Genomic DNA, 26,779 nt, shown 5'->3' with positions numbered 1-26,779 from the left:
TAGCGCAGTTCCATGCTGGAAACACACGATTCGACGCCCGCCAAGAACCAACTGTTCGCTGCCTTCCTGGTATTTGCCTTGCCGGCGTTTGCGCTGACCACCTCCTTTGGCGTGGGCCTGATCCAGGCCGTGGCGCTGTGCCTGTTCGCCTGGTACTTCCGCGACGGCGTATTTGATTGCTATCGCAACAACTGGCGCGCCCTGCGACCGATGGTGCTGGCCTTCGGCGCCTTCTTCCTGTTCTCGCTGCTGCGCATGGTGGCCTACCAGCAGCCGCTGCGCACCCTGGACGGTCCTTCGCGCATGCTGTTCGGCCTGGCCTGCATCGGGGTGTTCTATTACCTGAAACCGCAGGTCGACCGCTTCTGGCTCGGCCTGTGCTACGGCACCATCGGCGCCGCCCTGCTCGCGCTGTGGCAGGTGCAGTTCGGCGGCATGTGGCGCGCGGAGGGCTTTACCCACCATCCGATCACCTTCGGCGACCTGGCGCTGGCCATGGGCCTGATGGCGATCTGCAGCCTGAATACTTCGCCCAAGCTGCGCTACCTGCCGGCGCTGGCGCTATTGGCCGGTATTGCCGCCTCCGCGCTGTCGGCCTCGCGCGGCGGCTGGCTGGCCTTCCCGCTGGTGGCGGTGCCGCTGGCGCGCTACGGCTACCAGATGCACGGCAAGCGCATGCTGGTGGCGCTCGGCCTGGCCGCGGCACTGTGCGTGGTGGCCTACTTCGTGCCGCAAACCGGCGTGGCTTGGCGCGTCGCCACCGCGATCTCCGACGTGCAGGGCTATATGGCGCGCAGCGACGCCACCACCTCGGTCGGCATCCGCCTCGAGCTGTGGAAGGCGTCCTGGCTGATGTTCACCGAGCACCCGCTGCTGGGCGTGGGCCGCGACAACTTCGACGTGGCGCTGCGCGCGCTGGTGGCGAAGGGTGCGCTGCAGCCGACCATGGCGCTCGATTACAGCAGCAGCCATAACGACGTGCTGCACTTCCTGGCGACCGGCGGCCTGCTCGACTTCAGCCTGCTGCTGGCGATGTACGCGGCGCCGTTCCAGTTCTTCCGCAATATGCTGCACGCCAGCGACCACGGCCAGCGCCCGCTGGCACTGGCCGGCATGGTGATGGTGCTGAGCTTTGCCGGCTTCGGCCTGACGGACGTGATGTTCTGGCTGATGGCGCCCAAACTGTTCTACGTCACCATGGCTTGCAGCCTGGCCGGCATCTGCCTGTACCTGACGCGCGGCGCGGCCAGCGAGGGCCCGCGCCGCATCCTGATTACCCGCACCGACAATATCGGCGACGTGGTGCTGACGCTGCCGATCGCCGGCTGGCTGAAGCAGCGCTATCCCGGCGTGCACATCACCTTCCTGGTGCGACGCTATGCCGCGCACACGGTCGGCCAATGCCGGAACGTGGATGAAGTGGTGGCCGTGGAAGACCAGCCGGGCCTGGCCGAGCATATGCGCGCCGCCGGCTACGACACCGTGCTGCTGGCCTTCCCCAAGCGCCGTATCGCGCTGGCGGCCTGGCGCGCCGGCATCGCGCACCGCATCGGCACCAGCCACCGCTTCTACCACTGGCTGGCCTGCAATGAGATGGTGCGGTTCAGCCGCGTGAAATCGCAGCTGCATGAGGCCCAGCTCAATTTCGAACTGCTGCGCCCCCTGGGCCTGAAAGAGATCCCGCCGCTGCCGGAAGTGTGGCCGCTGTATGGCCTGCAGGCGCCGGCCAGCGCCAAGGTCGATGCGCTGCTGGGCGAACAGGGCTACCACTTGGTGCTGCACACCAAATCCAACGGCAATGGCCGCGAATGGCCGCTGGGCCACTTCACCGCGCTGGCGCGCCTGCTGCAGGCGTATGGCGATGTGAAGGTCTGGCTGACCGGCAGCGCGGCGGAAGGCGAATTGCTGGCGCAGCAGGCGCCGGAGCTGCTGGCCCTGCCCCATGTGAACAATGTGTGCGGCAAGCTGGATCTGCGCGAGCTGCTGTCGCTGATCGGCCGCGCCGACGGCCTGGTGGCCAGCGGCACCGGTCCGCTGCACCTGTCAGCCGCGCTGGGACGCAATACCCTGGGCCTGTTCCCGCCGATTAAACCGATTGATATCGCGCGCTGGGGCGCGCTGGGCGCCAATGCGGTGAACCTGGCTGCCGCCCAGGCTTGCGGGCAGTGCCAGGACAAGGCGGCTTGCCGCTGCATGGAAGCGATCACGCCGCAGCAGGTGTGCGACGTGATCGTGGGCTGGCGCGCGCTGCGCCAGAGCGCTTAGTCGCGCAGGGCGACGCGCACCAGGTCCGCCACGTTATCCACGCCCAGTTTGGCCATCAGGCGGGCTTTGTGGACCTCCACCGTGCGCACGCTGATATTCAGCTCCGGCGCGATTTCGCGGTTGTGACGGCCCATGACCACCAGTTCGAATACTTCCCGCTCGCGCGGGGTCAGCTCGGCAAGCAGCTGGTCGCGCTGGTTGCGGCGGTCCTGGTCCTGGCGCTGGCGCTGCTGCATCGAGAACGCTTCCTCGATGGCGGCGATCAGCTTGTCGTCGTCAAACGGTTTTTCCAGGAAATCCACCGCGCGCGCCTTGAAGGCCTCGCGCGCCGAACTGACATCGCCATGGCCGGTCACGATAATCACCGGCAGCAGGCAGCCCATCTCGCCCAGCCTGCGCTGCAAGGTCAGTCCGTCCATGCCCGACATGCGGATATCGGCCACCAGGCAGCCCGCCCATTCCGGCTGGTAGGCCTGCAGGAACGCCTCGGCACTGGCGAAAACGGCGGTACGGTAGCCGCGCACGCCGAGCAGCAGGCCCAGTGCATCGCGCAGCGAAGGATCATCGTCAACGATGAATACGGTAAGGTTGGGTGACAAGGCTATTCTCCAGAATCCAGCGCCGGCAGTATAAAACGAAAGACGCCGTGCGCGGCAACTTCTGCCCACAAACTGCCGCCGTGCGCCTCCACGATGGAGCGGCTCAGCACCAGGCCCAGGCCCATGCCGCTGGCCTTGGTCGACACGAAAGGTTCGAACAGGCGCGCCGCGCGCTCCTCCGACAGGCCTTCGCCGCTGTCCTCCACGGTGAAGCGCAGTTTGCCGCCCACGTTCTCCGCCGCGATGGCGATGCGGCGCTGGCCCGCCGGGCGCACCCGCACCGCATCCAGCGCATTGGCCAGCAGGTTGCGCAGCACCAGCTCGATCTGCAGGCGGTCCACCTGCACCACCAGCGGCGGCGATTCCGCCACGGCCAGCTGCACCCCGTGCTCCATGAACTGCGGCCGGAATTGCTGCACGATGTCCGTCAGCAGCTCCGCCGCGCCCACCGTCTCCAGCTGCATGGCGCCGGTGCGGAAGAAGTCGCGCAGGCGGCGCACTACTTCCGCCGCGCGCGCCGACTCGTTGATCATCTGGCCGATGGCGTTTTTCAGCAGGTCGCCGGTCTCGCCGCGCGCCAGCAGGTGCTCGCAGGCCTTGCCGTACACCGCCAGCGCCGTCATCGGCTGGTTCAGTTCATGCGCCAGCGCGGCCGCCATCTCGCCCGCCGCAGCCAGGCGCAGGGTCTGTTTCAGCTCCTCCGCCGCCTGGCGCCGCTCGTCCACCGCAATGCCGATGAAGAAGCCCACCAGCGCCAGCACCGCATCCAGCATCTGCAGCTCGGACACCGTGATGTTATTGGCCTGGCTGGCCTTGACCAGGGTCACGATCGCCAGCTGCAGCACGAACACCACCAGCGCCGCGCCATGCACGCCCTGGCGCGAAGCGGCCCAGATCAGCGGCAGGAACAGGAAATAGAAGTGCTTGAATTCGGACGTCATGATGTAGCCGAACACCGCCCACAGCACGAACACCGCCAGCGCCAGGTAGCCCAGGGTTTCCGGCTTCCAGGTGGCGGCGCGCAGGCGCGCCCTGCCCTCCGCCGTGGAGAGTTTCCACAGCAGCGGCATGCTGACCACCACGCCCACCAGGTCGCCGAAGCCGAAGCGCCAGACCGCCAGCATCCAGTCGCTCCAGGGCACCAGGCCCAGCCAGGCCAGCAGAGAAATATGCACCACCGCGTTCAGCATGGCGCCTGCGCCGACAATCGCCAGCCATTGGTAGAAGTTCTTGCGCGCGGCAAAAATCGAACCGCCGGCCAGCACCTTGCGCAGGGTTTCCGCCAGCAGGCCGTAGGCGCAGGTCAGCCAGCCCGCCGTCAACACGGTGCCCAGCGGGCCGCCCGGCATGCCGCGCACCAGCACATCGCCCGCCACCAGGGCGGCGAACCACGGCAGCGCCGCGCGCCGGCCGACCACCAGCCAGAACACCAGGCCGAGGGCCGTGTCCGGGTTCCACGGCGTGATGTTAAGCCCGAGCAACGGTTCGACATAGCTCAGCCAGTCGAAGAGCAGATAGACCAGTACAAAACCAGTCGCCGGGAACAGAGCGGTCAGACGCATGATGAAAAATTACAACTAAGGGTTATACATAGCTGAAGCTGTTACTTAGCGTTGCAACCCATGTGAAATATAAGTTGATTTTGAACAATAAGTAAGTGAATCACGTACGGGTAACTACAGTATTGCCGCACCATGACGGTGCAATTAGCATTGTCGGATTGTAACGCACTGTTTCGTTTTTATAACGCAATGTATCTGCACGCCGTCACGCTCAATTCGGGCCTGGAATCCAAATCGCCCCTGTCCAAACTGACGGCAGCAGTAAAGCTGCACGTGCGTGCCATGGGCGCCCCGCGCCTCACGCGCGGCTGGCTCGACTTGCTCAATTCGGACCCCTGCCTGCGCCAGCTGGCCACGCTGCAACCACGCCTGATCCACAAGATTTACCGCCACTGGCTCAGCAAACGCTACTGCAGCCAGCGCCGCCTGAGCGCCCTGGCCGACCACTACCGCTTTATCGTCCAGCAGGGCCTGGGAGAGGCCGTGGTCGAGGCCGCGAGTGGTGGCTTGCAACTGGCAAGCTTCACTGGCAAATCGGGGGCCAACTATACCATCGAACTGCGCGCCGTCGTACCGATGGAACGCGAAGGCGAGCTGGTCTTGCAACTGCTGTGCGAAAGCGCCCTGGTGTACTCGCTGGCGTTCTCCTTCGTACAGGAAGGCCTTACGCGCCAGATCGGCATCGGCTGCGTGCAGGGCCCGCAATGCGGCGGCGGCCTGGAGCTGGGGCGCGAAGCCACGCGCGACCTGCACGGCCTGCGTCCCAAGAACCTGCTGCTCAAGCTGGTCAGCCAGCTGGGCCACGCCTGGGGCTGCGACCACCTGGTGCTGGTCGGTAACGCCAACCGCACCGTGTGCGTGAAATCGATCCGCAAGGGCAAGGTCAAAGCCTGCTACGACAGCCTGTGGCAAGAGCTGGGCGCGACCAGCCGCGCGGACGGCGACTGGCAGCTCAACTGCGCCGCGCTGCAAGCGCCGGACATGGAGCAAATTCCTTCCAAGAAACGCGCAGAAATGCGCCGCCGCCACGATTTGCTGAGTGAGATTAATAATTCGGTACTGGCCCGGATGACGGGTGTAGAATCAAAGCGTTACGCAGCAAGTGCGTAGGACAAGTTGAAGGGAGATGAAGATGCGCCTGGATATCTATCGTCGCGCCGAACACAACGGCATTTTTTCCTACCTCGCAGTCCCAGAGGGCAAACCCATCCCACAGGAAGCCATCAACACCGACTGGCTACCAGCCGAGCAATCGCTGGAAGTCGATGACGATGTGCAAACCCTGCCCAGCTACCACATCGACAGGCTGACCCAGCAGATGGGCAGCAAAGGCTACGCCATCACCGCGCTAAAAGACATGCAATAGCTGACCTCGTGTCCACCTTGGGGTCAGGCTCTTTGGTGGACACGGGCTCTGCCGTCAGTCGCCGAATAGATCGTCGAGCCCTGGCGGGCGGGTGCCCGCTTGTGGTTTGGCGCGGCCTTTGCGGCCGGTATATTCTTCCTCGATATTGTCGCGGTAAAAGCTCCACGCGCTGCCCGTGCTGGAAAAGCGCTGCCAGACGTCGCGGCTGACACTGTCGTAGTCGATCGCACTGCCGTCGTCGAATTCGACACGCAGCACCCGGGCGCGCTCGTCGTAGCCGATGGCGCGCAGCTTGCCCGCGTTAATCCGTTTCATCTCCATGGCCCGCTCCTATGCAAGAGCCCGTGTCCCGCTTAGGGTGTGACCCCAAGGTGGGACACGGGCTGAACCGTTAGTATTCGATGGCGACTTCCTGCGCGCCCAGGGCTTGTTCGAGCGCGACCTTCAGTTCGTCCGACGGGGCCACGCGCCAGTCGTCGCCCAGCTGCAGCACGCAGTCGATGCCTTGCGGTTTGACGCGCATGGCGAGCGGCAGGCCGTATTCGTCGCGGTGCGGGCCGAGCACTTCGGCCAGCTTGGCGGACGGCACGGCCTTTGGCAGCGCCATGCCGATCTGGCGGCCGAACTGGATGCGGGCGGCGGTGATGTTGTACACCTTCTCGGCCGAGATGCGCAGGCCGCCGGAGAAGCGGTCTTCCGATACCTTACCGGTCACGCACAGGAACTCGTCTTCCTTGAACATATGCTTGTTCGGTTCGAAGACTTCGTTGTACACGGTGACTTCGACCACGGCGGTCTTGTCGTCGAGCGTGACGATCAGCAGCTTGCCGCGCTGGGTCATCTGGGTGCGGATGCCGGAAATCACGCCGCACATCATGCGCGGTTCGCGCGATGGCTCCAGCTCGGACAGCTTGGTGCGGGCGAAGCGGCGTGCCTCGACGGCGTAGGAGTCGAACATGTGACCGGACAGGTAGTAGCCCAGCGCGATCTTCTCTTCCGCCAGCTTTTCGCGGTCGGTCCATGGCAAGGCCTGCACATAATCCGGCGGCGCCACCAGGTCGGAATCGTCGCCGCCGAACAGGCTGACCTGGTTGGCCGACTTGGCTTCCTGGTCGGCGTATTCCATGGCGAAGCTGACCGAGGCGAACAGCACCGCGCGGTCGACGCCGAAGCCGTCGAAGGCGCCGGCGCGGATCAGGGCTTCGATGGTGCGGCGGTTCATCTGCTTCTTGTCGACGCGCTTGCAGAAGTCGAACAGGCTGGTGAACGGGCCGCCCGCGGTGCGCGCGGCGATGATCGCTTCGATCGCGTTCTGGCCGGCGCCCTTTACGCCGCCCAGGCCGTAGCGGATCCTGGTGGCCTTCTTGCCCGGCTCTCCATCCGGACGGAAGTGGTAGGCCGACTTGTTGACGTCCGGCGGCAGGATGGTCAGGCCGCAGACGTCGATCGAGTCTTCCACCAGGATCTTCACCTTCTCCGTATCGTCCATGGCCAAAGACATGTTGGCTGCCATGAACGCTGCGGTGTGGTGGTGCTTCAGGTAGGCAGTGTGGTACGACAGCAGCGCATACGCCGCCGCGTGCGATTTATTGAAGCCGTAGCCCGCGAACTTCTCCATCAAGTCGAAGATCTCGTCGGCCTTCTCGATGGTGAGGCCGCCCTCTTGCGCGCCCTTGCGGAAGATCTCGCGGTGCTCCGCCATCTCTTCGGCTTTTTTCTTACCCATCGCACGGCGCAGCATGTCCGCGCCGCCCAGCGAGTAGCCGCCGATGATCTGCGCCATCTGCATAACCTGTTCCTGGTAAACCATGATGCCGTAGGTTTCGGACAGGATGCCCTCGGTGCGGGGATCGGGGTAGTCGAATTTCTCGCCGTGCTTACGCTTACAGAAGTCCGGGATCAGGTCCATCGGGCCCGGACGGTACAGCGCCACCAGCGCGATAATGTCTTCGAAGCGGTCGGGACGCGCGTCTTTCAGCATGCCCTGCATGCCGCGCGATTCAAGCTGGAACACGGCGACGGTCTTCGCCTTGGTCAGCAGCTCGTAGGTCGGGCGGTCGTTCAGCGGCAGCTTGGCCAGGTCGAAGTCGGCCTGCGCAGGATCGAGGTCCTTGATGTAGTTGACCGCGCGGTCCAGGATGGTCAGCGTGGTCAGGCCCAGGAAGTCGAACTTCACCAGGCCAATGGCCTCCACGTCGTCCTTATCGAACTGCGACACCACGCCGGTATCGCCGGACTGGGTGTACAGCGGGCAGAAGTCGGTCAGCTTGCCCGGCGCGATCAGAACGCCGCCGGCGTGCATGCCGATGTTACGGGTGATGCCTTCCACCTGCTGCGCGAGGTCGAGCAGCTGGCGCACTTCTTCTTCGTTTTCCTGGCGCTCTTTCAGCAGCGGTTCTTCTTCGATCGCCTCCGCAATCGAGACCGGCTTGCCCGGCTTGAACGGGATCAGCTTCGATACGCCGTCGCAGAACATATAGCCGAAGTCCATCACGCGGCCCACGTCGCGGATCGCGCCTTTCGCCGCCATGGTGCCGAAGGTGGCGATCTGCGACACCGCCTCACGGCCGTACAGGTCCTTCACGTGCTGGATCACCAGTTCGCGCTTTTCCTGGCAGAAGTCAATATCGAAGTCGGGCATCGATACACGTTCCGGGTTCAGGAATCGCTCGAACAGCAGGTTGTACTTCAGCGGATCCAGGTCGGTAATCTTCAGCGCGTACGCCACCAGCGAGCCCGCGCCGGAGCCTCGGCCCGGGCCGATCGGCACGCCGTTGTTCTTGCCCCACTGGATAAACTCCGCAACGATCAGGAAGTAGCCCGGGAACTTCATCTTGATGATGGTGTCGTTCTCGAACTTCAGGCGCGCCTCGTAGCGCGGGCGCTCCTTCTCTCGCTTCTCCGGATCGGGGAACAGCTGGATCAGGCGTTCTTCCAGGCCCTTGGTGGTTTCCGCCACCAGGAACTCGTCGATGGTCATGCCCGGCGTCGGGAAGTTCGGCAGCTGCGGCTTGCCCAGCACCAGCGACAGGTTACAGCGCTTGGCGATTTCCACCGAGTTTTGCAGCGCAGCCGGCAGGTCATGGAACAGTTCCGCCATCTCCGCCTGCGTAAGGAAACGCATTTGCTCGTTGAAGCGCTTGACGCGCTTGGCGTTGGCCAGCATCTCGCCTTCCGCGATACAGACGCGCGCCTCGTGGGCGATGAATTCTTCCTTCGACAGGAACTGCACCGGGTGCGTGGCGACCACCGGCAGGCCAAGCTTGGCCGCCAGCGCCACCGACTGGCGCACCTGCACTTCCTGGTTGGCCTGGCCGGCGCGCTGGATCTCGACGTAGAAATGGCCGTTCGGGAAGATCTCGGCCCACTTCTGCGCGTTGGCTTCCGCCAGGTCCAGGTTGCCGTTTTCGATGGCCTGGCCGATGTCGCCGAAATGGGCGCCGGACAGGGCGATCAGGCAGTTGCGCGGATCTTCATTCGGCAGCAGCGGGTACTGCTTGTTCGGCAGGTCGCGCAGCCACTCGGTGCGGATTTCGGCGCGGCCCTTCCACTGGTTGTTCAGCCACGCTTCCGACAGCAGCTCGCACAGCTGCAGGTAGCCCATGCGGTTCTTCGCATACAGCATGATGCGGTGCGGCTTGTCGCGGTTTTCGTCGTTGGTGATCCAGGTATCGACGCCGACGATAGGCTTGATGCCCTTGCCGCGCGCCGCCTTATAGAAGCGCACCATGGCGAACATATTGGCCAGGTCGGTGATGGCGATGGCGCCCTGCCCGTCCTTGACCGCCTTCTTGATCATGTCGTCATAGCGCACCAGGCCATCGACAATCGAATATTCCGTGTGCACGCGCAGGTGCACAAACTGCGGTCCGGCGGGTGCCGCGGCCGGCGCGGCGTCTACTGGCTGGTCGATTGTTTCAATGCTCATTGGGCAGGCGGTCTTTTAGTCGGTTATCCCGCTATTTTACCGCCTGAGCCAGCAATACTCCTATTCCAGAAGCCGGGCTCCCGCCTTGCGCGCAGCGGCCTGCAACTGCCGGTCAAAAGTCGCCAGCATGGCGCCCTCGCGCAGGGCCAGGTCCAGATAACAGGCGTCATATGCGGTAAGTCCGCTACTTTGGCCAAGGGCGAAGGCTTGCCTCCCTTGCAACCCATGGTCGGTCTTGTCCGTCGTAATCGGCAAGCAGTACAAGCGATGCAGGAAATTGACCGCCAGCGCCTCCTGCAAAAGTCCACGGCGGCGCCCAACCAATAATCCGTTCGCAACCTCAATATGCCAAAGTGGAGGCACCAGGAATTGCCATGACAGTGCGGGATCCAGAAGGCTATCCGCAAGCGAACGCTCCTCGGCTACGGAACGCTCAAAGACCCAAGCCAAGGCCACGGATGCATCGAGCACGAGTTTCACTTTCGACCCTCACGAATCATATCGCGCACCTCGTCGTCACTGACGCCGGTTACCTTCGGAATATTGCGCAATGCCTCAAGCGCCTCCCTCAGCCCCTCCTGCCCGCTCGCTTGCGATGGGATGAGATCCGCAACCGGTTTGCCACGGATGGAAATGGTGAAGCGCTGTCCCTCACTAACAGCCCTGAGCAATTCCGAGAGTCGGGCTTTGGCATCGAATGCACCAATCTCCTTGTACATATTGCACCTCCAAAACTAGTTTGGTGACTAGTTCAGTATAGGCCGCAAAAGCAGCTCCAGACCGTATTCAAACGTGCGCTCGAAATGCTCAGGTACAAAATACTCCCCTGCCGCGGCCAAATCCGGGAACTGGCGCGCCAGCTCTTCGCCGCTGACAGGGTGCAGCGACGATGGGCCCTTGGCGTAGCCGGAAATCTCATCCAGCGCTGCCCCAACCAGGAAATAGGCCAAAGCGCGAAAGGTGCGCGCAGCAATCTCGCGCTCCAGGCCGGCATCGCGCAACGCCAGCATGATCTCGTTCAGGAAATGCACACACACCGCCGAATTCAAGCGGTGCACCGACAGCACCGGAAAAAAGCGCGGATGGCGCAAGCTCATGGCACGCCAGCCGCGCGCCAGCCCTCGCAGCCGGTCGGCGCTGGCCAGCGCGCGCGGCGGCACTTCCACGCTGGCGACCAGGCGATCCACCAGCGCATCCAGCAAATGCTCCTTATTGGGAAAGTGGTGATAGATGCTCATCGCCTCGCAGCCCAGCTTTTCGCCCAGCTTGCGCATGCTGAACGCTTCCAGCCCTACCTGGTCGATCAACTCCAGCGCCGCCAGTTCAATGCGCTCGGGCGTCAACGCCTCACGGCGGCGGGATATTGCTTTTTTTTCATTCATGGGAGATATTATGCCTTACACCGTAAGGCAAAGGAGAATTTTGATGCAGATCCCTGGAATCTACGCACCAACGCTTTGGGCCATGGGCAGCGCAGGCGCCCTGCTGCTGCTCCAGCTGATCGTGGCCGACCTGGTCGCCATCCGCAGCGGCCACCGGGCCGGGACACCGATCCCGCCCGACTTCAACAAATTCCTGTTCCGCGCCGCACGGGCGCATGCCAATACCAATGAGAGTATTGCCGCCTTCACCCTGTTCGCCATCGCCGGCATCTTGTCCGGCGCGTCGCCGGCTTGGCTGAATGCGCTAGCCTGGGCCTACCTGGCCTGCCGCCTGGCGCATATGGCCAGCTATTACGCCAACAAAAAAGCGGCACGCTCCACAGCGTTTGGCATCAGCCTGCTGGTATTGCTGGGCATGTTCGCTGCCAACCTGATTGCATGGATGTAGACACACCTGGTTGCAAATTGCGCGGGATTTCCCCAGACCCCGGTTTAGAATGGCTGAAACATTTCTTCGGAGTGAGTCATGAAAATTGTTGCTGCTGCCCTGCTGATGTCCGCCTCGCTGGCTGCCCACGCGAATGATGCCGAGCAACTGGCCAAGTCGAAGAGTTGCTTCGCCTGCCATACCATGGCCAAGAAGCTGGTCGGCCCGTCGTTCAAGGACGTGGCTGCAAAGTATAAAAACGACAAGGCAGCCGAGGACAAGCTGGTGCTGAAGATCCTGCAAGGTGGTTCAGGCGTGTGGGGTGCGGTACCGATGCCGCCCAACCAGGTCACCGATGCCGAGGCGCACCAGCTGGTGCGGTGGGTGCTCGCGCAGAAGTAAGCGCTAACGGAAGTACAGTACGACCTGGCCCCCGATCAAACTGACAAAGCCCGCAATCATCCACAGGAACTTGCGGTCCATGTCCTTGCGGAGGCCGATTAGCTCGTTGCGCCCGGCCTCGAACTTCTCATTAAACTCTTTGCGCCCGGCCTCGAATTTTTCGTTAAATTCTTTGCGCCCGGCCTCGAACTTTTCGTCAAACCGTTCCAGCAAAGCGGCCTTTAGCTCCGCCGTGAGACGGAGCGAGCGCTCGCGCTCGTGCTCGATGGCGGAGTCTGTGTACTCGCGCTGCCGGACAAACTTTAAATCAATGTATTCACGCTGCCGGTCGAACTGATTGTCAACGTGCTGCTCAAGCAGGTGCAACTCCTCTGATAGCTGATTCACGTTTTCCTCCTGTTTCGGGATCGAGGAGATTTGACCAGTATCTGGCTTAGGAAGTTCCATGTCCGCTCCAATATTTTTGAATATTGGCCAATTCTTGCCTGATCCACACTCGACTGCGTTGATGCATATCAGCGAGATAAAAGTGCGAGTAGGCAAATATACAACACGAATAGGATAACTATTGCCATGCCCTGCCAGAACTTTACCCACATGAAGTCGCGCTCCATATCCGAGCGGAGCCCGAAAAGGACGTGATCCGTCTCGCGCTGGCGTTCGAGCAGTTTGTCGACACTCTGCCGAAGCAGGCGCAATTCTTCTGATTGCTGTTCCATGATCCCTCCTGTCGTCCTCTGGAGGAGCTTTGACCGTTATCCCGCGCAGAAGTTCCACGCAGCGCGCCAAGTTGGACGTAACGATGCGGTTCAGCAGAAAGGTCGTATTTGAAAACCAGCGCGGCAGGAGCCAGGCCGGCAGCCTTGAACAAGGCTTAAAGGCAGGTCACCGGGCCAATGGGCGGAAGGGGCGGAAAACTTGTCATTCCGCCATCCGGCCCGATAGTGACCCAGGCAAATTACTCAGCAGCCTTGGCCTTGCGCGGAGCGCGTGCCTTCTTAGGCGCCTCTTCCTTGGCAGCAGGCTTGGCTTCCTTGGCAGCAGCCTTGGCTGGCTTGGCAGCCTTCTCTTCCTTGGCAGCGGCCTTGGCGCCTTTCACCGCTTCGATCAGCGCGTTGGAGTAGGCATTGCGCGCGGTCTGGGCGATCGCGATCTGCTGCTGCAGGCGCGCCAGTTCAGCATCCACCACCTGGATGTTCGCGGCTTGCTGTTTTGCTTCCGCCGACAGCTTGTCTGCGGAGTAAGAAGTACCATTGATGTTGATGTACTGCGGGAGAGTCATTGTGATTCCTTTATCATGAATTGGGCATTGAACCGCCCGGCGGGCATGATTGTAGTGCCAAACTCATCCTTGCGGAATGCACTGCCTAATATTTGGGCATACCGCCGAGAACGGCTATAATATCGGCTGTTCGAATTTCTACTGTGTAGCCATCCCATGGAAGCAACCATCCTGAACGCGCCCGCAGCGCCCGGCGCGTCCCCTGCCGTTTTCGTCAATATCGCGGCCTACAAGTTCATCACTATGGAGCAGCTGGACGTCCTGCGTCCGCAGTACCAGGAGATCTGCGCCCGCCTGGGCCTGAAAGGCACCATTCTGCTGACCCCGGAAGGCATCAACATGTTCCTGTCCGGCACCCGCGCCAATATCGACGAATACCTGGCCTGGGTACGCAGCGACGCCCGCCTGGCCGACCTGGAAGTGAAAGAAAGCCTGTCGGCCGAGCAGTCGCACCGCCGCATGCTGGTGCGCATCAAGAAAGAAATCATCACCATGCGCCACCCGCTGATCCGTCCGGAAGACGGCCGCGCACCGCACGTGGAAGCCAAGACCCTGAAGCGCTGGCTGGACCAGGGCCACGACGACAACGGCAAGCCGGTCGTCATGGTGGAAACCCGCAACGACTACGAAGTCGACGTCGGCACCTTCGAAAACGTGGTCGACTACCGCCTGACCAAGTTCACCGAATTCCCGGAGATCATCGAGAAGCACAAGGCCGACTTTGAAGGCAAGACCGTGGTCACCTTCTGCACCGGCGGCATCCGCTGCGAAAAGGCCGCGATCCACATGCAGAACATTGGCTACGACAATGTGTACCAGCTGGAAGGCGGCATCCTGAAGTACTTCGAAGAAGTAGGCGGCGCGCACTACAACGGCGACTGCTTCGTGTTCGACTACCGCACCGCGCTGAACCCGCAGCTGGAGCCGACCGAAACCAAACAATGCTTCGCCTGCCGCGCCGTGGTCACCCCGCGCCAGCAGCTGGCTCCCGAGTACGTCCCCGGCGAATCCTGCCCAGCCTGCTTCGGCAAGCACTAAGAAAATGGCCAGCTAAAAATGCTGGCCTTTTTTCATGCAGCACATACCTCTGTGAAACGCGCGCTCCTCCAGGCGAGTGCGCTACAATGAACCAAACCTTCGCCAAAGGTATTGCAATGCTGACAAACGAAATGAAACTTCAGGCTTTCCTGAAGATCCGCACCAGAAATTACCGCGCCAGCCTGCGACTGGAAGGGATGACCCCGCCGCCGGCGCCTACCAGCAAACCTGCTCCGGCCACACCTGCCCCCAAGACAAAGCATGACCGATAAGTATGGAGCCGGCGGCGACACGCGATACTGCTACCCCGGCTCGGACATACTGATTAACAAGCTTGGCCTTACCGACGCCGCCGCCCTGGAAACGGCAGAGGTCGAGCTGACCTTGGCGCGCATCGAGCAGTTCAAGCCAGACTTCAATAACATCTCCCTGTCGGCCTTGCGCGACATCCACCGCTTTCTGTTCCAGGATCTTTATGGCTGGGCGGGCGAATTCCGCACAGTCGATATCAGCAAAGGTAGTACTCGCTTTGCCAACGTGAACCGTGTCGAACCTGAAGCTAACAACCTCTTTCGGCAAATGGCGCAGGAAAATCACCTCCTTGAGTTACCTCGCGAGCGGTTCATTGCGCGGCTGGCACATTACTATTGCGAGCTGAATGTCATCCATCCGTTCCGGGATGGCAATGGACGCACCCAGCGCCTGTTGTTTGAAGTTATCGGCATCAATGCCGGATACGTGCTGGATTGGGAGTTGGTTAGCCAAAGCGAATGGCTAGAAGCAAATCTCAACGCCCTACCACAGCAAGCTGGCTCCGCTTATCGCACTCTTTAGTCGAATATCGACGGTAATTTGACGGAGTGCTGGGCTACTACTCGAAAAATTCTGACGGATGAAAACGACGCGCCAGCCTTTCTCACCGGTGTGATTTATGGAGTTCTCGGTGCCTCGATTTTCTACGTAGCGTGGACCGTATTGGTGTTCAAACTAACGTAGGGCGAAATTAGCAACATGAGAACTCTGAACTTTTTCCGACAGCCCCAAAGTGGACATTCTCGATGCCTCAGGCTTATGGCTTCTTCCCATAAGTGCGTTCGAGCCTCTTGATGAGGGGCATAAGCAGGGCGCGCGTCGCCCGCTTGAGCACGGGGCGATCGGCAATGTACCGTGCGACCGGAGGGCTCAGGCGATAATACGCCGCAATAAAACACTGGCCCGACGAGGTGTGGGCCAGCCGCTGGTCGCGCCATGCACGCAGCACGTCGATCTCCGCCGCAAACGGCGTACCAAATGCCGCCGTCGCAATAAAGCATGACGACGAGTTTTTGCCAGCCCACGAACCACCATCGCGCCGCGACTGGCGCATGGCCTCCAGATTGTCTTTGATGATCTGCTCACAGTCCTCCTGCGCCACCGCGCGCTCGAGACATGCAATCGCTTCCTCGAGCCTGCCTTCACCTTCCCACAGCAAGAGAGCTTTGGTGTTGAGATAAATCCGCGCGGCCGGGAAAAGCTCCAGCGCACGGTCGATGTGCTGCAAGGCATATCCGACCCGCGCTGGAAGTGTTCCCAACAACTCACCTACGTGGCCGCCTTTACGAAACCCCAGCACATCGTCCAGCACGATCTGCGCATTGGAGTAGCACTGCGATGCTTCCTCCTCCGCATCGAGCTCGTCCAGGGCCTCACGCGCCTGGTTTTCCAGCTCAAGCAACCGCTCATGATGCGGGTCAATCAACAGACCCCGCTCGATGAATTCCATGGCCTTATCGAAGTCTTCCCGATCCAGCGCCCGCTCCGCCATGATGCAAAGGGTATCGGGCGTCGGCCCCATTCCCGCTGCGTAGCTGCGCTCATGTACCGTTTTACAGTACTCGCAGGTGTAGGTCTTGGCGTCTTCATCAATTTCGATCTGCGCTGCGCAGCTTGTGCATTCTAGTGCTACCAGTTTGGTCATTTTTTCAGCGTTTCCATGAGGGACGTAGTGCAAACAGCCCCGCAGTTTGCCTCATTTGCTGCATTTCTGGCAATGTCCACTTTAGTGTTTAAGCGCATTGTGCACAGTCTATTTGGCAAGCGCCGAGGGCAAGGCCAGCTAAGCTTTTACGCTATAAATTGCGCATCGCATCCATTCGATCATGCAACACCCGAACAATGGCAATACCGTAGGACGTAATACGGAAATAGACGATGTGCCGTTCAACACTTCGGCGCCGGTACCCTGGCCGAATAAAATCGCAAGCTGGCGCCAGCATTGGCTTCACCGCCAAATCGGCAAATGCTGCTGTTAGCAAGTCAATATACCGACTCGCCTGCTCCTCACCCCACTTTTGAACGGTATAAGTCCAGATTGCCTCTAGATCTCGTTCAGCAGCTGGCGAAAGCCGATATTCAGCCATTCCTCGCCATCATCTTTTGCTTGAATGCGCCTACGTCAAACGGACGAGGCTCGCCACTAGACTCACCTTCCAACAACGCGGCGCGAATTGCTTCCATTTCCACGCCACGCTCCTGTTCGCGCCGAATCAAGTCGCGTATACACTCACTGTCGTTTGTATAGCGGCCCGCATCGATTTGGGACTTGATCCAATCGTCCTGTGTAGCGGTCAAAGTCACGGTCTTGCGCACGGTCCCCATAATGCAAACTCCTCATACTATTGGTGCAATATAGCATATGAGCGTGTCCATGAATTGGCGTAAATGAATGAAACTGTCCACTTTAGTGCCGGACCCCAAAGTGAACATTTTCGGTTTCGGGGGTGCCGGTCAGCCAGGCGGGCCATTGAGGAAGCTGCCAGTTGGCGGCGGTGTGGGCCTTGTATAGGATGTGCAGCCATTGCCGCAAGCTGTCGCCGCTAAGCGGCAAGCGGAAGCCGGTGCCCGGGTCGGTGCGGAAGGTCAACAGCAAGCCATTTTCCATGGTCGCCAGATCTACATTCAGCGGCAGCAGGGTCATCGCATCTTGCTGCGCCTTGACCGGCTCCACGCCAACGTCGAGCGCATCCTGCGCGGCTTGCTGGGCGAACTCCTGCAGCACATCGCGGTGCTCGGGCGTGGCCGAAAGAAACTGCTCGTCCAGCTGCTTCACCAGCAGCGGCAGCAGCATGCCCAGCATGCGGCGCGTCAGCCACACCACGGCTTGCTGGCCATCTTCCGTTACGCCGGCAATGCGCAGGCGGTCTTCTTCCGGGCTGAACTCGGTTGTTACTTTTTGCAGTACTGGTTCCATCTATCTTCTCTAAACTACGGCACAAGTGAGATTGTAGCGTGGCGTGGCACGAAGGCCGTGGCAAGGCACCCGCCCCTAAACAACAACGCTGGTCGGGCCGTAGCGGCGACGCATGCGCAGGAAGGGTTCTTCGATTGCGCTATAGCTCAATGACGACAGGCCCCAGGTGGCGGCATACGCCACAACCAGCGACAGGCCAACGTCCAGCGGCACAATTCCGGTATAGGCCGGCAAGTGGAAGTGCGTCACCAGCAGCTGCAGCATCGCCATGTGCAGCAGATAGAACGAAAAGCTGATCTTGCCGCCATACGTCAGCCCCTTCTCCAACAGATGCGGCAGCTTGCCGTCATGCTCCACCGTCGTGATGATGAAGCTGCTCCACGCCACCGCCTCCATCAGCGACCACCCGATCCAGAATGGATCATGCGTCTCCGCGATGAATTTGCCAAAGTGCGATTGCAACGCGGCATTGCACACCACCAGTAGCAGCGATAGCGGCCACAGCCAGCGCACATGGCGCCGCACCTTGCCGTTCAACTGCACGCACAGCAGCGCTGCCAGCATGCCAACCAGGAACTGGTCGAAGCGCCCCACCAGGGTGCTGAAGTACATCAGCGTGCTCTTGTCGTTAACGGTGAAGGCGGCCAGCTTGAAGAACACCATCAAGGCCAGCAGCTTCCACAAGTAGCGCGCGCCCTGCTCCAGCGTAAAGCGCGCCAGGAAGGGAAACACCAGATAGAAGGTGAATTCGACCGAAATGGTCCAGGCCGCACCGGTAATGGTGGTGTAGGAAGTTGGCGCCAGGCCGACATTGGTCGACAGGACGTAAAGCAGATCTTGCGGTGCGAACCTGTCGCGGCCAATCGAAATCGCCACCACAAACACCGTCAGGAACAGCGGCAAGATCCGCAAGCAGCGGTTACGCAGGAAGGCGCCGTACTGGATCTCTTTTTGCACCAGCGCTATCTGCATGAAAAGGAAGCCGGACAGCGTGAAGAAGAGCCCTACTCCGGTGTGCCCTTCCGTGACCAGTCCCCACCAGGGACTCTCCAGCACTGGCAAGCCCTGCCCGCGCGCCTGGAGATAAAAATGAAAACCAAACACCAACGTAGCCGCAAGCCAGCGCAGCTGGTCAATCCGCGGGTTATACACGATGTTTAGAGATTTCATCGGCGCGACGGTTGTTCGCCAAGGATGAGTCAATCTTACGCGCACTCAAGTTAAGCAGGCGAAATGATTGATCTTTTGTGGGCAGTTCTGTAGTCAATTAGCAATGCGTAACTACCACGGGGGCGAGCTTCTGCATCTGATTGACTTGACCGGCTTGCACGTCCTACGCATCACAATAGTGTCGACACTTTGTAAATCGGTGACAAAATGGCCCAAGGTGGCAATTTGGCACCACCCGTACTATACTGCATATTGCCTATTGAAGGCAGGAGCGTTGCTTACAAATGGAGTTTTGAAATGAATGCTACTCAAGAAAAAGAGCGAATCACTGCTCGAGTTTCGAGTGCAATAGCCGAAACATTAAATGAAGCAGCTGATTTAGTGGGGACGACGCTGAACAGTTTTATCGTTCAGGCTGCGCTAAAAGAAGCGCAACGAGTCATCGACCGCGAGAAAGCGATTTATGTTTCCAGAAATGATGCAGCCATGTTGCTAGACCTGCTCGACAATCCGCCAGCGCCCAATGCAGCTCTGACGCGTGCATTCGAACGCTTCATGAAAGAAAAATATGGCACCGAAAGTAGTGGCACTGGACAATACACACGACACGAAAGCGTTTGACTGTGGCAATGCGGAGTTGAATCGCTGGTTCCAACAGATTGCAATGCAGCACCAAAAGAACGGCGTATCGAAGACTTTCGTTCACTTGGACGAAGCGAACGCCAATAAAATTGCGGGGTTCTTCAGCATGGCTTTACGTAGCCTGATGCAGAAAGAAGACCTGCCGGAAGAAATGCAGAAGAAACTGCCGCGCCAGATTCCAGGCTTCACCCTGGGGCGATTAGCGGTGGACAAAGGTTTTCAAGGCCGTGGCCTGGGTGAGTATTTATTGCTTGAAGCAATGGAGCGCGCGCAGCGTGCAGCAGAGAACGTTGGTGGGTTCGCTCTCTTCGTTGATGCGAAGGAGGGAGCTGCCTCGTTCCATGAGAAATATGGGCTCGTTCCACTGCCGTCCGACCCGGACACTCTGGTTCTGCCCACCGCATCGATGCCGAAATTTCCCGGGAAAGACCCGAACAATGTTTGAGCGTATCACCGTGCGTCAGCATCGCGCTGGCGTCGAGTGAGGCAATCCAACCGGCGCCTACGATGTAGTAGCCCTATGAAACTCAGCCAAGGTCTGGCCATGGAGCCGGACCTTGGCTAACTGCGATCAACGGAAGTAAGCTGACATCTCACGAATATCGCTGGTCGACAGCGTTCCCGCCGCCGCCCGCAATTTCAGATGAGAGAGGATGTAGGTGTAGCGCGCCTGAGCCAAGTCGCGCTGAGTCTGGCTCAGCTGACGCTGTGCGTCGAGCAAGTCCAGATTGATACGTACGCCACCTTTAATGCTTTGCTCGGTAGCCTGAACCAGCAACTTGCCAGAATCAACTGCCTTGATCAGTGCCTCGATCTTCTTGACGCTGCTGGTGAGCGATTCATAATCGCGGCTTAACTCCAGCATCGCCTTATCGATCTCGGTCTGCAAATCAGCCCTGGCCTTTTCGCGGCTTGCCACGGCCTGGCGCACCGACGCACTCACTGCGCCGCCCGAGTACAAAGGCACCGTCAGCTGGAAACCGATACTGCGCGTGGTCGAGCTTTGGTTAATCGTGTTGATGGTGTCGGAGTCCGACTTGCTGTAGGAGGCAATGGCGTCCAGGCGCGGCATATGGCCAGCACGCTGGCGATTGACTTCCTGCTGGCTGATATCAACACCCAGTTGGCGCGAGCGCACTTCGTGATTGTTCTCAGTGAGCATGCGCTGCCAATCCTTCAGCGTGCGAGCGTCTTCGGGTGGACGCTGGAACGTTTGTGTCAGCGGCTCCAGTTCGCCCATCACAACATCGGCACCGACCACAGCTTGCAAACTGAGGCGCGTAGCGGTCAGGTTGTCTTCCGCCTCGAGCACCGCGGCTTCTGCCACGTCCAGGCGTGCGCGCGTTTCGAGCATATCGGTACGGGTACCCTCGCCCTTCGAAAACATGCGGTCATTGACCTTTACACGTTCGAGGTATGCATCGCGCTCACTTTTCGCCAACGCCAGCTGGTCTTGCTTGAACAGCACTTCGACATATGCGCCGACTACGCGCAACGCAACTTGCTGCGTCTCGCTCAGGAAAACCGATTCACTGTACTCAGACTGCAAAACGCCCTGCTTGTAACGGGCCAGCGCATCAAAGTTGATGAGCGACTGGCGCAAGCTCACATTGGACGAGCGGCTGATGTATTCCTGGTCGCGCTGGTTGCCGGCGGTAATGATCTCGCTCTTAGCCTTGCTGCCGCTGTAGCTGGCGGAAAGGCTCGGCAGCAAACCGGCTCGGCCGAGTATGCGGTTTTCCTTGCCGGCTTCTCGCGTGTAAAACGCTGCGCGATAAACGCTGTCGTTCTTCAACGCGGCTTCATACGCTTGCATCAGGCCCAGCGCCGAAGCGCTGCCGCCATGTACCAGCAAACCCATACCAATCGCCTGCGCCAGCAGGCCACGCTTCAATCGTGGAAAACGCATTACTCCTCCGACAGCGAGGTCTTGGCGCGGTCAATTACCGGCTTCAACAGATAATTCATCATCGTACGCTCGCCAGTCTTCACGAACAGTTCGACAGGCATACCAGCGCGCACTTCCATTTTGAGCTGCTCGATCTTCTTGAGACCTTCCGGCGTTACCTTAACCTGCACAACGTAATAAGGCTGCCCATTATGTTCGTCAACCAGACGGTCAGGCGCAATCTTGGTCAGTACGCCAGGAATATGCGGCGTGGTGTTTGTATTGAAGGCAGAGAAGATCAGCTCGGTTGGCATGCCAGCATGCACTTTATCGATCAGATTAACCGCCAGGCGCCCTTCAACTACCAGCGCTTCATCCACCGGTACCACATCCATCATGCGGAAGCCAGGTTGCACAACGCCGCCTTTGGTGAATACCGCCATGCCCATAACGATGCCATCGGCAGGCGACTTGACTGCGGTGTTTTCGACGGCAAAGGTCTCGGCTTTCATGCGATTTTCAAGTGCCTGAGCCTCTCGCTGGATATCAGAAAGTTGGGTGCCAACTTCGCGTTTGTATTCCTGAATTCGCTGAGCATGTTTCAGACCAAGTTCAGCAATCTGACGCTGAGTACGTCCGATCGCGCCGGCGTTCTCGGCAATTTCGCCCTTCAATTGGACATAGCCGCGCTCCAGGTCAAGCAGTTTGCTACGTGGGACGAAGCCGTCGCGGGACAGCTCACGTACGTTATCCAGCTGCTCCTTCATGAAGGTGCTTTGTTCTTTCTTGCTGTCGCGCGTGGCTTCGAGAGAGGCCAATTGGAACTTCAGACCGGCAACTGACTCGTCAAGTGCCGCGAGTTCAGTTTGGAGGCCAGACTGGCGCGCCATCAGGAGCTGAGAATTTAGCGCCATATTCGCTGCTACGCGTGGATCGTCCTTGAACGGTTGCAGTGCCGCAGGCAAGGTAATCGACGACTTGCCATCACGTTCTGCGATGAGGCGCGCCTGTGCAGTCGCCGCCGCAATCAGCTGCACCTTGGACACTTCCATCTGCGCATTAGCCTGTACGCTATTCATACGCACCAGGACCTGACCGCGCTTAACGAGATCACCATCTTTGACCAGAATGTCGTCGACAGTGCCGCCGTTCAAATGCTGGACGGCCTTGCGGTTGCCTTCCTTGGCAACATTGCCAGACAGCGGAACACCTTTATCCAAAGGCGCAAAGCCAGCCCACAGCAGGAAGCCCAGCACGCCGATCAACACGATAATCCAACCCACTTTGCTGTAAGCACCTGCATCGGTGTTAACAGTCAACGGCTCTACGTCATGTGCAATGACTTCCGCCGCTTTTTCCTTAGTTGCGATCAATTTCATTTTCATTCCTGTTCGGTAGTGGCTTTGCCCTCGCCCGCAGCCTGCGTCGCTTCGCGTGCAGACTGCTCAACTGCGGCTTGTTGCATCGCTGCTTGCTCGCCTTGGGCCTGAGCCTGAGCCTGGGCCTGGGCCTGAGCTTGGGCCTGAGCCTGAGCCTGGGCCTGGGCCTGAGCTTGGGCCTGAGCCTGTGCTTGAGCCTGCGCTTGCTGAGCAGCCACCGCCTTCTGCTGCTGTTGCTGCAGAGCCGCCAGAACCTGATTAGTTGGGCCGAATGCCTCGACAGTGCCGTCGCGCAGCAACAGCAGTTTGGTCGTCACATTGATGGCCGAAGTACGGTGGGTAATCAGGACAATGGTCTTGCCATGCTGGCGCAGGTCGGCAACCGCGCGAATCAGCGCCTGCTCACCTACATCATCCAGATTGGAGTTAGGTTCATCCAGCACCACGAATGCTGGATCGCCATACATGGCACGTGCCAAGCCCAGGCGCTGACGCTGGCCACCTGACAAGCCTGCACCGCCATCACCCAGCTTGGTGTCGTAACCTTCAGGCATGTGCAGGATCATGTCGTGCACGCCGGCTCGCTTAGCGGCCAACACGACTTTCTCAGCATCGACTTCGCCAAAGCGCGCAATATTTTCTGCAATCGTGCCCGCAAACAGCTCGACGTCTTGCGGCAGATAACCGATATGCGGTCCCAGTTCCGCCTTATTCCAGTGATAGATATCAGCACCGTCAAGACGAACCTTGCCACTTGCTGCTGGCCAAACACCTACCAGTAATCGTGCCAGAGTCGACTTGCCCGAGCCACTTGGGCCAATAACGCCAAGTACATCACCAGGTTGAATACCAAAGCTGACGTTCTTCAACAATGCAGCCTTGGCGCCTGGTGGCGCGGCCACAATCGACTCAACAGTCAACACACCCTTCGGCTTAGGCAATTCCATACCGGCCGAACGCACAGGATTTTGTTCAAGAAGTGCGGTGAGACGTTCGTATGCACTGCGGGTGCTGCTCAAGCTTTTCCAAACGGCGATCAACTGTTGCACTGGCTGCATCGAACGGCCCAACAAGATCGAACCAGCAATCATCATCCCGGGCGAAATCTTGTTTTCGAGGACCAACAATGCGCCCAGACCGAGTACCAACGACTGCAACGACAGCTGTACGAACTTAGTCAGAGCAGAAACCATGCCGGCCTTCTCGCTAGCTTCCGCCTGCAAATGCAGGAACTTGCCATGCAGTTTGAACCAACGCCCCATCAGATTAGGCAGCATGCCCATCGACTCGATCACTTCGGCATTGCGCAGATTGTTCGTTGCCAGGTTGTTGGAGACGATTGCCATGGTATTGGCTTCCGCCAGCGGCTGGTGGGTAACGCGCTCATTGACGTACGCGAGGACTATCAGAACCAACGTGCCGCCCAGTGCGAACCAGCCCAGCGTCGGCTCGAACAGGAAAATAACTACCAAGTAGATTGGGAACCAAGGCGCATCAAAGAACGCGAACAAGGCATTACCCGTCAAGAACTGGCGCAGACTGGTCAAATCCTGGAGCGACTGGCCGGCATTGCCGCCCGCCATTCTCAGATTGCGCTCGAAGGCTGCCGTATAGACCCGGCGGTTCATTTCCATGTCGAACTTTGCACCGACACGAATCAGAACGAAACTACGAATCAGTTCCAATGCGCTCATCAGAGCGAAGGCGCCAAGGATCATAAGCGTTAACATCAGCAGCGTGATCTCATTGCGGCTTTGCAGCACACGGTCATAAACCTGCAGCATGTAAAGCGAAGGCGCCAGCATCAGCAAGTTCGTAATGGCGCTGAAAGTACCAACTGTGTAGAAGGTCTTCTTAAAGCGCAGCAAAACCTGCTCAATTTCACTCTTGGGATTCAGTAATTTTTTCATGGAGTAGCTCTTCCGCATCTGCGACGCGAAGGTTGGACTGCCGCAAAAAGACGGCACCCTTGGATTAGAGACGAGACATTATCCCCTAAAACAAGAGAAAAATGTGATGTACGTCACATTTTTTTTAATCGACGAGCAATTACCACCTGGAAGCCACTTAAGGCATGATTTTTTGCTATAAGCAGAGCTTTGAAATTTGCTAGCCTACTGCCGGAACTACTTCAAGCTAGGCAGCCCCGGGCTTTGTAACGCCTGTGGTGGCAGCCAACAAGGCAACAAGGCAACAATGTGGACAAGCAACACGACCTTCAGTATTTCAATATCGTTGGGGGAGATCAACGACCTGAGCGAGGCACCCAGGTTATCAAAGTTTACAGGGGGGGTGGCCGGCAACACTCCGCGCTGTGGCAATCGACTCGCTTAACAGCACAAATAAATACTCTCACGTGAGTGCCACCTACCATTGCTAGTCCGCTGCCATAACGAGATCCACTCTCCGGTCATTTGGCCAGATCCAACGGCAAACGCTAACCAATTACATCAGCCAACACTGTGACAGTCACCTTCGCCCTTAAAGGGGCGAAGGTTCCGACAGTTTTCCTAATGAATTCAACCTTCTTGAAACGACTTTCACGCGGCTTCGCAAGGAAATGCCACGCATGGATCCCAGTCTACAAGAATATTAGCAATCCGCTCTGGCACAGCTATTCAATGCTCAGATTATCCCAAGCTTTTGCCAAAGCGGGAGCTTCTGTTCAAGCACCTCGTCGGTCAAGCGCTTTGCTTCGACCAGATTTTCCTCTTCTGACGTAAGCGCAACGCCATCCTTGATCATTTTTCGACCCTGTCCACTTACCAACTTCCATAATTCAACCGCAATGGCCGCGGACTCCGTTGGTTTGGCACCAGCAGCCAGGATCAGGTACACAAGGCAATCGATGTAGCTAGCCGGGAGACCACTACCCAATACTGGCGAACACATATGACGATACTCTTCACTATAACGTGCATTAGCGGCAATAGCCTTGTTCAAGCTACGCCCCTGCTCCCCGTTGCCGCGGGCAGCATTGGCAAAGAAGATCTCGGTCTGGCCACTTGCAGCTAGGAGTGCGGCAATCTGACCAATAACGGAATAATTCGAACCGCGTAAGGCCGGCAGTTCCACAAGCTCAGCCAAAGTGTGCGGTCGAATGGCAAGTGCATCGAGCACAGGGTTATACAGATCGTCACGACCGTTAACAGGCCCGAATGTCAGCTTGAGGGATGAAGAGGCCTGTGAGCGTGGGACAATCAACGCTACGCCAACCTGAGACAACCACTCGACTTGTCGAGTCGCGCTCATCCTGCGCGCCCCTCGAACGAACACATCTTTGCGGAAAGAAATATTAAGGAAGTAATCCTTCAGGGTCTGCCGCATAACCGAGCTATTCGCTTGATTGAGCAATTCGATCTTTTCCGGCGTCAGGTACAACGACTCGTACGCCAGTGGAAGGTCACATGAGCCTGCGAAATCAAGCTTAGCGGCCGCGAGTTCGCGAGCCACATCGGCGTGGTAGAGCGGCTCCCAGTGTTTGTGCATGTACTCATGTACGAGATAGTTCGGCTTGGAATTGGCCAGCATTTCCAGTCGCCCCTTAAGGCCAGGATTGGCCACGATATATCCAGCTCCCAGTGCGACCATGCGCTCCACCAACTTGGCGGCATTACGGACCTGCACATCACTGCTCCCGGGATGCTCGTCACCATATTCCACCAACATCCGTTGCAATGGTAGCGCGGATGCCCAACCCGGCATAGCGTTATAGCTAAGATAAACGATGCCACCTGGTTTCAGGTATCGCTTGATAAACTTGACGATATACTGTTGATTCTCAGGTGTTACCCAAGTATAGATACCGTGCAAAGTAATGAAGTCAAACTGAGGCAGACTCTCTTGTCCACCATTGGCTAGCTCTTCAAAACTATCCTCCAGCAAAGTAACGTTTTTCAACCCTGCACGGTCCGCCAACTCGCGTGCACCTGAAACATGGGCGGGATTGAAGTCTGCAGCATAGAAATCGCCTTGCGGATTTGCAGCCGCCAACACATTAACGGTAAGGCCTCGGCCAAAGCCCAGCTCGAAATAAGTGAAAGGCTGATCGAGACGGACTGGCTCAACACCATTTAGTACACAGACAAAGTTCAGAAAGTCCGGACTCTGCTCCCTGTAAAAGCCTGCCGTGTATTCGATGTCTGAGGCGTAGCCTGCGGTCCAATCCATCTTAACGCTCCTAATTTATTGTGGGACAAAAGAATGCGGCATATTGTCGG

The 26,779-nt window shown here is 59.0% G+C and carries 29 protein-coding genes; 10 read left to right on the top strand and 19 right to left on the bottom strand.

The window, feature by feature from the left end; all coding sequences use genetic code 11:
- The first annotated feature begins 12 nt into the window (after nucleotides 1–12).
- Nucleotides 13–2,265: a glycosyltransferase family 9 protein gene (locus AAHE99_RS09225; RefSeq protein ID WP_342116686.1), complete on the top strand. Its 2,253-nt coding sequence runs from the start codon at nucleotides 13–15 to the stop codon at nucleotides 2,263–2,265.
- Here the strand turns inward: AAHE99_RS09225 and AAHE99_RS09220 are convergent.
- Complete coding sequence (locus AAHE99_RS09220; protein WP_342116685.1) at nucleotides 2,262–2,864, bottom strand: response regulator transcription factor; 603 nt, start codon at nucleotides 2,862–2,864, stop codon at nucleotides 2,262–2,264. The two genes, AAHE99_RS09225 and AAHE99_RS09220, sit on opposite strands and share 4 nt — an antisense overlap.
- A 2-nt stretch (nucleotides 2,865–2,866) precedes the next feature.
- On the bottom strand, nucleotides 2,867–4,426 hold the full coding sequence (locus AAHE99_RS09215) for an ATP-binding protein (protein ID WP_342116683.1): 1,560 nt from the start codon (nucleotides 4,424–4,426) through the stop codon (nucleotides 2,867–2,869).
- A gap of 189 nt (nucleotides 4,427–4,615) precedes the next feature.
- Here AAHE99_RS09215 and AAHE99_RS09210 point away from each other — a divergent pair, with 189 nt between their 5' ends.
- Together AAHE99_RS09210 and AAHE99_RS09205 are read left to right on the top strand one after the other, a co-directional pair.
- Nucleotides 4,616–5,536 (top strand): DUF535 family protein, encoded by a 921-nt coding sequence (locus AAHE99_RS09210; protein ID WP_342116681.1) that lies wholly within the window; start codon nucleotides 4,616–4,618, stop codon nucleotides 5,534–5,536.
- 22 nt (nucleotides 5,537–5,558) lie between these two features.
- Complete coding sequence (locus AAHE99_RS09205) at nucleotides 5,559–5,792, top strand: DUF6139 family protein (RefSeq protein ID WP_446728911.1); 234 nt, start codon at nucleotides 5,559–5,561, stop codon at nucleotides 5,790–5,792.
- A 54-nt stretch (nucleotides 5,793–5,846) separates the two neighbouring features.
- Here the strand turns inward: AAHE99_RS09205 and AAHE99_RS09200 are convergent, their stop codons facing one another.
- The 5 genes from AAHE99_RS09200 to AAHE99_RS09180 form a co-directional block, all read right to left on the bottom strand.
- Entirely contained in the window at nucleotides 5,847–6,107 is a 261-nt protein-coding gene (locus AAHE99_RS09200) for a KTSC domain-containing protein (RefSeq protein WP_342116679.1), read from the bottom strand.
- 76 nt (nucleotides 6,108–6,183) lie between these two features.
- Nucleotides 6,184–9,720 (bottom strand): DNA polymerase III subunit alpha, encoded by a 3,537-nt coding sequence (gene dnaE, locus AAHE99_RS09195; RefSeq protein WP_342116678.1) that lies wholly within the window; start codon nucleotides 9,718–9,720, stop codon nucleotides 6,184–6,186.
- 60 nt (nucleotides 9,721–9,780) lie between these two features.
- Entirely contained in the window at nucleotides 9,781–10,200 is a 420-nt protein-coding gene (locus AAHE99_RS09190) for a type II toxin-antitoxin system VapC family toxin (protein WP_342116677.1), read from the bottom strand.
- Nucleotides 10,197–10,439, bottom strand: coding sequence for a type II toxin-antitoxin system Phd/YefM family antitoxin (locus AAHE99_RS09185; protein ID WP_342116676.1), 243 nt, complete (start codon nucleotides 10,437–10,439; stop codon nucleotides 10,197–10,199). Before AAHE99_RS09185 ends, AAHE99_RS09190 begins: the two co-directional genes overlap by 4 nt.
- 27 nt (nucleotides 10,440–10,466) lie before the next feature.
- On the bottom strand, nucleotides 10,467–11,102 hold the full coding sequence (locus tag AAHE99_RS09180; RefSeq protein WP_342116675.1) for a TetR/AcrR family transcriptional regulator: 636 nt from the start codon (nucleotides 11,100–11,102) through the stop codon (nucleotides 10,467–10,469).
- 43 nt (nucleotides 11,103–11,145) lie between these two features.
- On the opposite strand from AAHE99_RS09180, the gene AAHE99_RS09175 reads away from it, so the two are divergent.
- Nucleotides 11,146–11,550 carry an MAPEG family protein gene (locus AAHE99_RS09175; RefSeq protein WP_342116674.1) on the top strand — a complete coding sequence of 135 codons (405 nt, stop codon included), beginning with the start codon at nucleotides 11,146–11,148 and terminating at the stop codon, nucleotides 11,548–11,550.
- 78 nt (nucleotides 11,551–11,628) lie between these two features.
- On the top strand, nucleotides 11,629–11,931 hold the full coding sequence (locus AAHE99_RS09170) for a c-type cytochrome (protein WP_342116673.1): 303 nt from the start codon (nucleotides 11,629–11,631) through the stop codon (nucleotides 11,929–11,931).
- A gap of 3 nt (nucleotides 11,932–11,934) precedes the next feature.
- Here AAHE99_RS09170 and AAHE99_RS09165 read toward each other — a convergent pair whose 3' ends face one another.
- The 3 genes from AAHE99_RS09165 to AAHE99_RS09155 form a co-directional block, all read right to left on the bottom strand.
- Nucleotides 11,935–12,378, bottom strand: a complete 444-nt coding sequence (locus tag AAHE99_RS09165; RefSeq protein ID WP_342116672.1) for a hypothetical protein — start codon at nucleotides 12,376–12,378, stop codon at nucleotides 11,935–11,937.
- Between the two features lie 68 nt (nucleotides 12,379–12,446).
- Nucleotides 12,447–12,650, bottom strand: coding sequence for a hypothetical protein (locus tag AAHE99_RS09160; RefSeq protein WP_342116671.1), 204 nt, complete (start codon nucleotides 12,648–12,650; stop codon nucleotides 12,447–12,449).
- 239 nt (nucleotides 12,651–12,889) lie between these two features.
- Nucleotides 12,890–13,213, bottom strand: a complete 324-nt coding sequence (locus AAHE99_RS09155; RefSeq protein ID WP_342116670.1) for a hypothetical protein — start codon at nucleotides 13,211–13,213, stop codon at nucleotides 12,890–12,892.
- A 156-nt stretch (nucleotides 13,214–13,369) separates the two neighbouring features.
- On the opposite strand from AAHE99_RS09155, the gene AAHE99_RS09150 reads away from it, so the two are divergent.
- The 3 genes from AAHE99_RS09150 to AAHE99_RS09140 all read left to right on the top strand — a co-directional run bounded on the left by AAHE99_RS09150 (nucleotide 13,370) and on the right by AAHE99_RS09140 (nucleotide 15,085).
- Nucleotides 13,370–14,251: a sulfurtransferase gene (locus tag AAHE99_RS09150; RefSeq protein ID WP_342116669.1), complete on the top strand. Its 882-nt coding sequence runs from the start codon at nucleotides 13,370–13,372 to the stop codon at nucleotides 14,249–14,251.
- An 86-nt stretch (nucleotides 14,252–14,337) separates the two neighbouring features.
- Complete coding sequence (locus tag AAHE99_RS09145; protein ID WP_342116668.1) at nucleotides 14,338–14,523, top strand: YhfG family protein; 186 nt, start codon at nucleotides 14,338–14,340, stop codon at nucleotides 14,521–14,523.
- On the top strand, nucleotides 14,513–15,085 hold the full coding sequence (locus AAHE99_RS09140) for a putative adenosine monophosphate-protein transferase Fic (protein ID WP_342116667.1): 573 nt from the start codon (nucleotides 14,513–14,515) through the stop codon (nucleotides 15,083–15,085). The genes AAHE99_RS09145 and AAHE99_RS09140 overlap by 11 nt, the downstream gene beginning before the upstream one ends.
- A 235-nt stretch (nucleotides 15,086–15,320) precedes the next feature.
- Here AAHE99_RS09140 and AAHE99_RS09135 read toward each other — a convergent pair whose 3' ends face one another.
- The 5 genes from AAHE99_RS09135 to AAHE99_RS09115 all read right to left on the bottom strand — a co-directional run bounded on the left by AAHE99_RS09135 (nucleotide 15,321) and on the right by AAHE99_RS09115 (nucleotide 18,650).
- Nucleotides 15,321–16,208, bottom strand: a complete 888-nt coding sequence (locus tag AAHE99_RS09135; RefSeq protein WP_342116666.1) for a CFI-box-CTERM domain-containing protein — start codon at nucleotides 16,206–16,208, stop codon at nucleotides 15,321–15,323.
- Nucleotides 16,209–16,359: 151 nt separating this feature from the next.
- A complete protein-coding gene (locus AAHE99_RS09130; protein WP_342116665.1) occupies nucleotides 16,360–16,650 on the bottom strand; it encodes a type II toxin-antitoxin system RelE/ParE family toxin in 291 nt (96 codons plus the stop codon).
- A complete protein-coding gene (locus tag AAHE99_RS09125) occupies nucleotides 16,643–16,888 on the bottom strand; it encodes a type II toxin-antitoxin system ParD family antitoxin (protein WP_342116662.1) in 246 nt (81 codons plus the stop codon). Before AAHE99_RS09125 ends, AAHE99_RS09130 begins: the two co-directional genes overlap by 8 nt.
- An 82-nt stretch (nucleotides 16,889–16,970) precedes the next feature.
- Entirely contained in the window at nucleotides 16,971–17,480 is a 510-nt protein-coding gene (locus AAHE99_RS09120) for a hypothetical protein (protein ID WP_342116660.1), read from the bottom strand.
- A 75-nt stretch (nucleotides 17,481–17,555) separates the two neighbouring features.
- Nucleotides 17,556–18,650: an acyltransferase family protein gene (locus tag AAHE99_RS09115; RefSeq protein WP_342116659.1), complete on the bottom strand. Its 1,095-nt coding sequence runs from the start codon at nucleotides 18,648–18,650 to the stop codon at nucleotides 17,556–17,558.
- 297 nt (nucleotides 18,651–18,947) lie between these two features.
- Here AAHE99_RS09115 and AAHE99_RS09110 point away from each other — a divergent pair, with 297 nt between their 5' ends.
- Together AAHE99_RS09110 and AAHE99_RS09105 are read left to right on the top strand one after the other, a co-directional pair.
- Entirely contained in the window at nucleotides 18,948–19,271 is a 324-nt protein-coding gene (locus AAHE99_RS09110; protein ID WP_342116658.1) for a type II toxin-antitoxin system TacA family antitoxin, read from the top strand.
- A complete protein-coding gene (locus AAHE99_RS09105) occupies nucleotides 19,219–19,737 on the top strand; it encodes a GNAT family N-acetyltransferase (protein WP_342116656.1) in 519 nt (172 codons plus the stop codon). The genes AAHE99_RS09110 and AAHE99_RS09105 overlap by 53 nt, the downstream gene beginning before the upstream one ends.
- A 126-nt stretch (nucleotides 19,738–19,863) precedes the next feature.
- Here AAHE99_RS09105 and AAHE99_RS09100 read toward each other — a convergent pair whose 3' ends face one another.
- The 4 genes from AAHE99_RS09100 to AAHE99_RS09085 all read right to left on the bottom strand — a co-directional run bounded on the left by AAHE99_RS09100 (nucleotide 19,864) and on the right by AAHE99_RS09085 (nucleotide 26,729).
- Nucleotides 19,864–21,201 (bottom strand): TolC family outer membrane protein, encoded by a 1,338-nt coding sequence (locus tag AAHE99_RS09100; protein ID WP_342116655.1) that lies wholly within the window; start codon nucleotides 21,199–21,201, stop codon nucleotides 19,864–19,866.
- Complete coding sequence (locus tag AAHE99_RS09095; protein ID WP_342116654.1) at nucleotides 21,201–22,559, bottom strand: HlyD family type I secretion periplasmic adaptor subunit; 1,359 nt, start codon at nucleotides 22,557–22,559, stop codon at nucleotides 21,201–21,203. Before AAHE99_RS09095 ends, AAHE99_RS09100 begins: the two co-directional genes overlap by 1 nt.
- A gap of 2 nt (nucleotides 22,560–22,561) precedes the next feature.
- Complete coding sequence (locus tag AAHE99_RS09090; RefSeq protein WP_342116652.1) at nucleotides 22,562–24,469, bottom strand: type I secretion system permease/ATPase; 1,908 nt, start codon at nucleotides 24,467–24,469, stop codon at nucleotides 22,562–22,564.
- A 715-nt stretch (nucleotides 24,470–25,184) separates the two neighbouring features.
- Nucleotides 25,185–26,729 (bottom strand): class I SAM-dependent methyltransferase, encoded by a 1,545-nt coding sequence (locus AAHE99_RS09085; RefSeq protein WP_342116651.1) that lies wholly within the window; start codon nucleotides 26,727–26,729, stop codon nucleotides 25,185–25,187.
- Nucleotides 26,730–26,779: the final 50 nt, after the last annotated feature.

This window comes from Pseudoduganella sp. OTU4001 (genome assembly GCF_038440195.1).
GTDB lineage: Bacteria > Pseudomonadota > Gammaproteobacteria > Burkholderiales > Burkholderiaceae_D > Rugamonas.
Note: the sequence above shows the minus strand (reverse complement) of the source record. Positions and strands in the feature narration are given on the sequence as shown.

What these genes read in the sequence shown, in the direction of transcription:
- AAHE99_RS09225 (WP_342116686.1), top strand. Translation starts at nt 13, where the DNA reads ATGCTGGAAACACACGATTCGACGCCCGCCAAGAACCAACTGTTCGCT.
- AAHE99_RS09215 (WP_342116683.1), bottom strand. Translation starts at nt 4,426, where the DNA reads ATGCGTCTGACCGCTCTGTTCCCGGCGACTGGTTTTGTACTGGTCTAT.
- AAHE99_RS09210 (WP_342116681.1), top strand. Translation starts at nt 4,616, where the DNA reads ATGTATCTGCACGCCGTCACGCTCAATTCGGGCCTGGAATCCAAATCG.
- AAHE99_RS09205 (WP_446728911.1), top strand. Translation starts at nt 5,559, where the DNA reads ATGCGCCTGGATATCTATCGTCGCGCCGAACACAACGGCATTTTTTCC.
- AAHE99_RS09200 (WP_342116679.1), bottom strand. Translation starts at nt 6,107, where the DNA reads ATGAAACGGATTAACGCGGGCAAGCTGCGCGCCATCGGCTACGACGAG.
- dnaE (WP_342116678.1), bottom strand. Translation starts at nt 9,720, where the DNA reads ATGAGCATTGAAACAATCGACCAGCCAGTAGACGCCGCGCCGGCCGCG.
- AAHE99_RS09185 (WP_342116676.1), bottom strand. Translation starts at nt 10,439, where the DNA reads ATGTACAAGGAGATTGGTGCATTCGATGCCAAAGCCCGACTCTCGGAA.
- AAHE99_RS09180 (WP_342116675.1), bottom strand. Translation starts at nt 11,102, where the DNA reads ATGAATGAAAAAAAAGCAATATCCCGCCGCCGTGAGGCGTTGACGCCC.
- AAHE99_RS09175 (WP_342116674.1), top strand. Translation starts at nt 11,146, where the DNA reads ATGCAGATCCCTGGAATCTACGCACCAACGCTTTGGGCCATGGGCAGC.
- AAHE99_RS09170 (WP_342116673.1), top strand. Translation starts at nt 11,629, where the DNA reads ATGAAAATTGTTGCTGCTGCCCTGCTGATGTCCGCCTCGCTGGCTGCC.
- AAHE99_RS09165 (WP_342116672.1), bottom strand. Translation starts at nt 12,378, where the DNA reads ATGGAACTTCCTAAGCCAGATACTGGTCAAATCTCCTCGATCCCGAAA.
- AAHE99_RS09160 (WP_342116671.1), bottom strand. Translation starts at nt 12,650, where the DNA reads ATGGAACAGCAATCAGAAGAATTGCGCCTGCTTCGGCAGAGTGTCGAC.
- AAHE99_RS09155 (WP_342116670.1), bottom strand. Translation starts at nt 13,213, where the DNA reads ATGACTCTCCCGCAGTACATCAACATCAATGGTACTTCTTACTCCGCA.
- AAHE99_RS09150 (WP_342116669.1), top strand. Translation starts at nt 13,370, where the DNA reads ATGGAAGCAACCATCCTGAACGCGCCCGCAGCGCCCGGCGCGTCCCCT.
- AAHE99_RS09145 (WP_342116668.1), top strand. Translation starts at nt 14,338, where the DNA reads ATGAACCAAACCTTCGCCAAAGGTATTGCAATGCTGACAAACGAAATG.
- AAHE99_RS09140 (WP_342116667.1), top strand. Translation starts at nt 14,513, where the DNA reads ATGACCGATAAGTATGGAGCCGGCGGCGACACGCGATACTGCTACCCC.
- AAHE99_RS09135 (WP_342116666.1), bottom strand. Translation starts at nt 16,208, where the DNA reads ATGACCAAACTGGTAGCACTAGAATGCACAAGCTGCGCAGCGCAGATC.
- AAHE99_RS09130 (WP_342116665.1), bottom strand. Translation starts at nt 16,650, where the DNA reads ATGGCTGAATATCGGCTTTCGCCAGCTGCTGAACGAGATCTAGAGGCA.
- AAHE99_RS09125 (WP_342116662.1), bottom strand. Translation starts at nt 16,888, where the DNA reads ATGGGGACCGTGCGCAAGACCGTGACTTTGACCGCTACACAGGACGAT.
- AAHE99_RS09120 (WP_342116660.1), bottom strand. Translation starts at nt 17,480, where the DNA reads ATGGAACCAGTACTGCAAAAAGTAACAACCGAGTTCAGCCCGGAAGAA.
- AAHE99_RS09115 (WP_342116659.1), bottom strand. Translation starts at nt 18,650, where the DNA reads ATGAAATCTCTAAACATCGTGTATAACCCGCGGATTGACCAGCTGCGC.
- AAHE99_RS09110 (WP_342116658.1), top strand. Translation starts at nt 18,948, where the DNA reads ATGAATGCTACTCAAGAAAAAGAGCGAATCACTGCTCGAGTTTCGAGT.
- AAHE99_RS09105 (WP_342116656.1), top strand. Translation starts at nt 19,219, where the DNA reads ATGGCACCGAAAGTAGTGGCACTGGACAATACACACGACACGAAAGCG.
- AAHE99_RS09100 (WP_342116655.1), bottom strand. Translation starts at nt 21,201, where the DNA reads ATGCGTTTTCCACGATTGAAGCGTGGCCTGCTGGCGCAGGCGATTGGT.
- AAHE99_RS09095 (WP_342116654.1), bottom strand. Translation starts at nt 22,559, where the DNA reads ATGAAATTGATCGCAACTAAGGAAAAAGCGGCGGAAGTCATTGCACAT.
- AAHE99_RS09090 (WP_342116652.1), bottom strand. Translation starts at nt 24,469, where the DNA reads ATGAAAAAATTACTGAATCCCAAGAGTGAAATTGAGCAGGTTTTGCTG.
- AAHE99_RS09085 (WP_342116651.1), bottom strand. Translation starts at nt 26,729, where the DNA reads ATGGATTGGACCGCAGGCTACGCCTCAGACATCGAATACACGGCAGGC.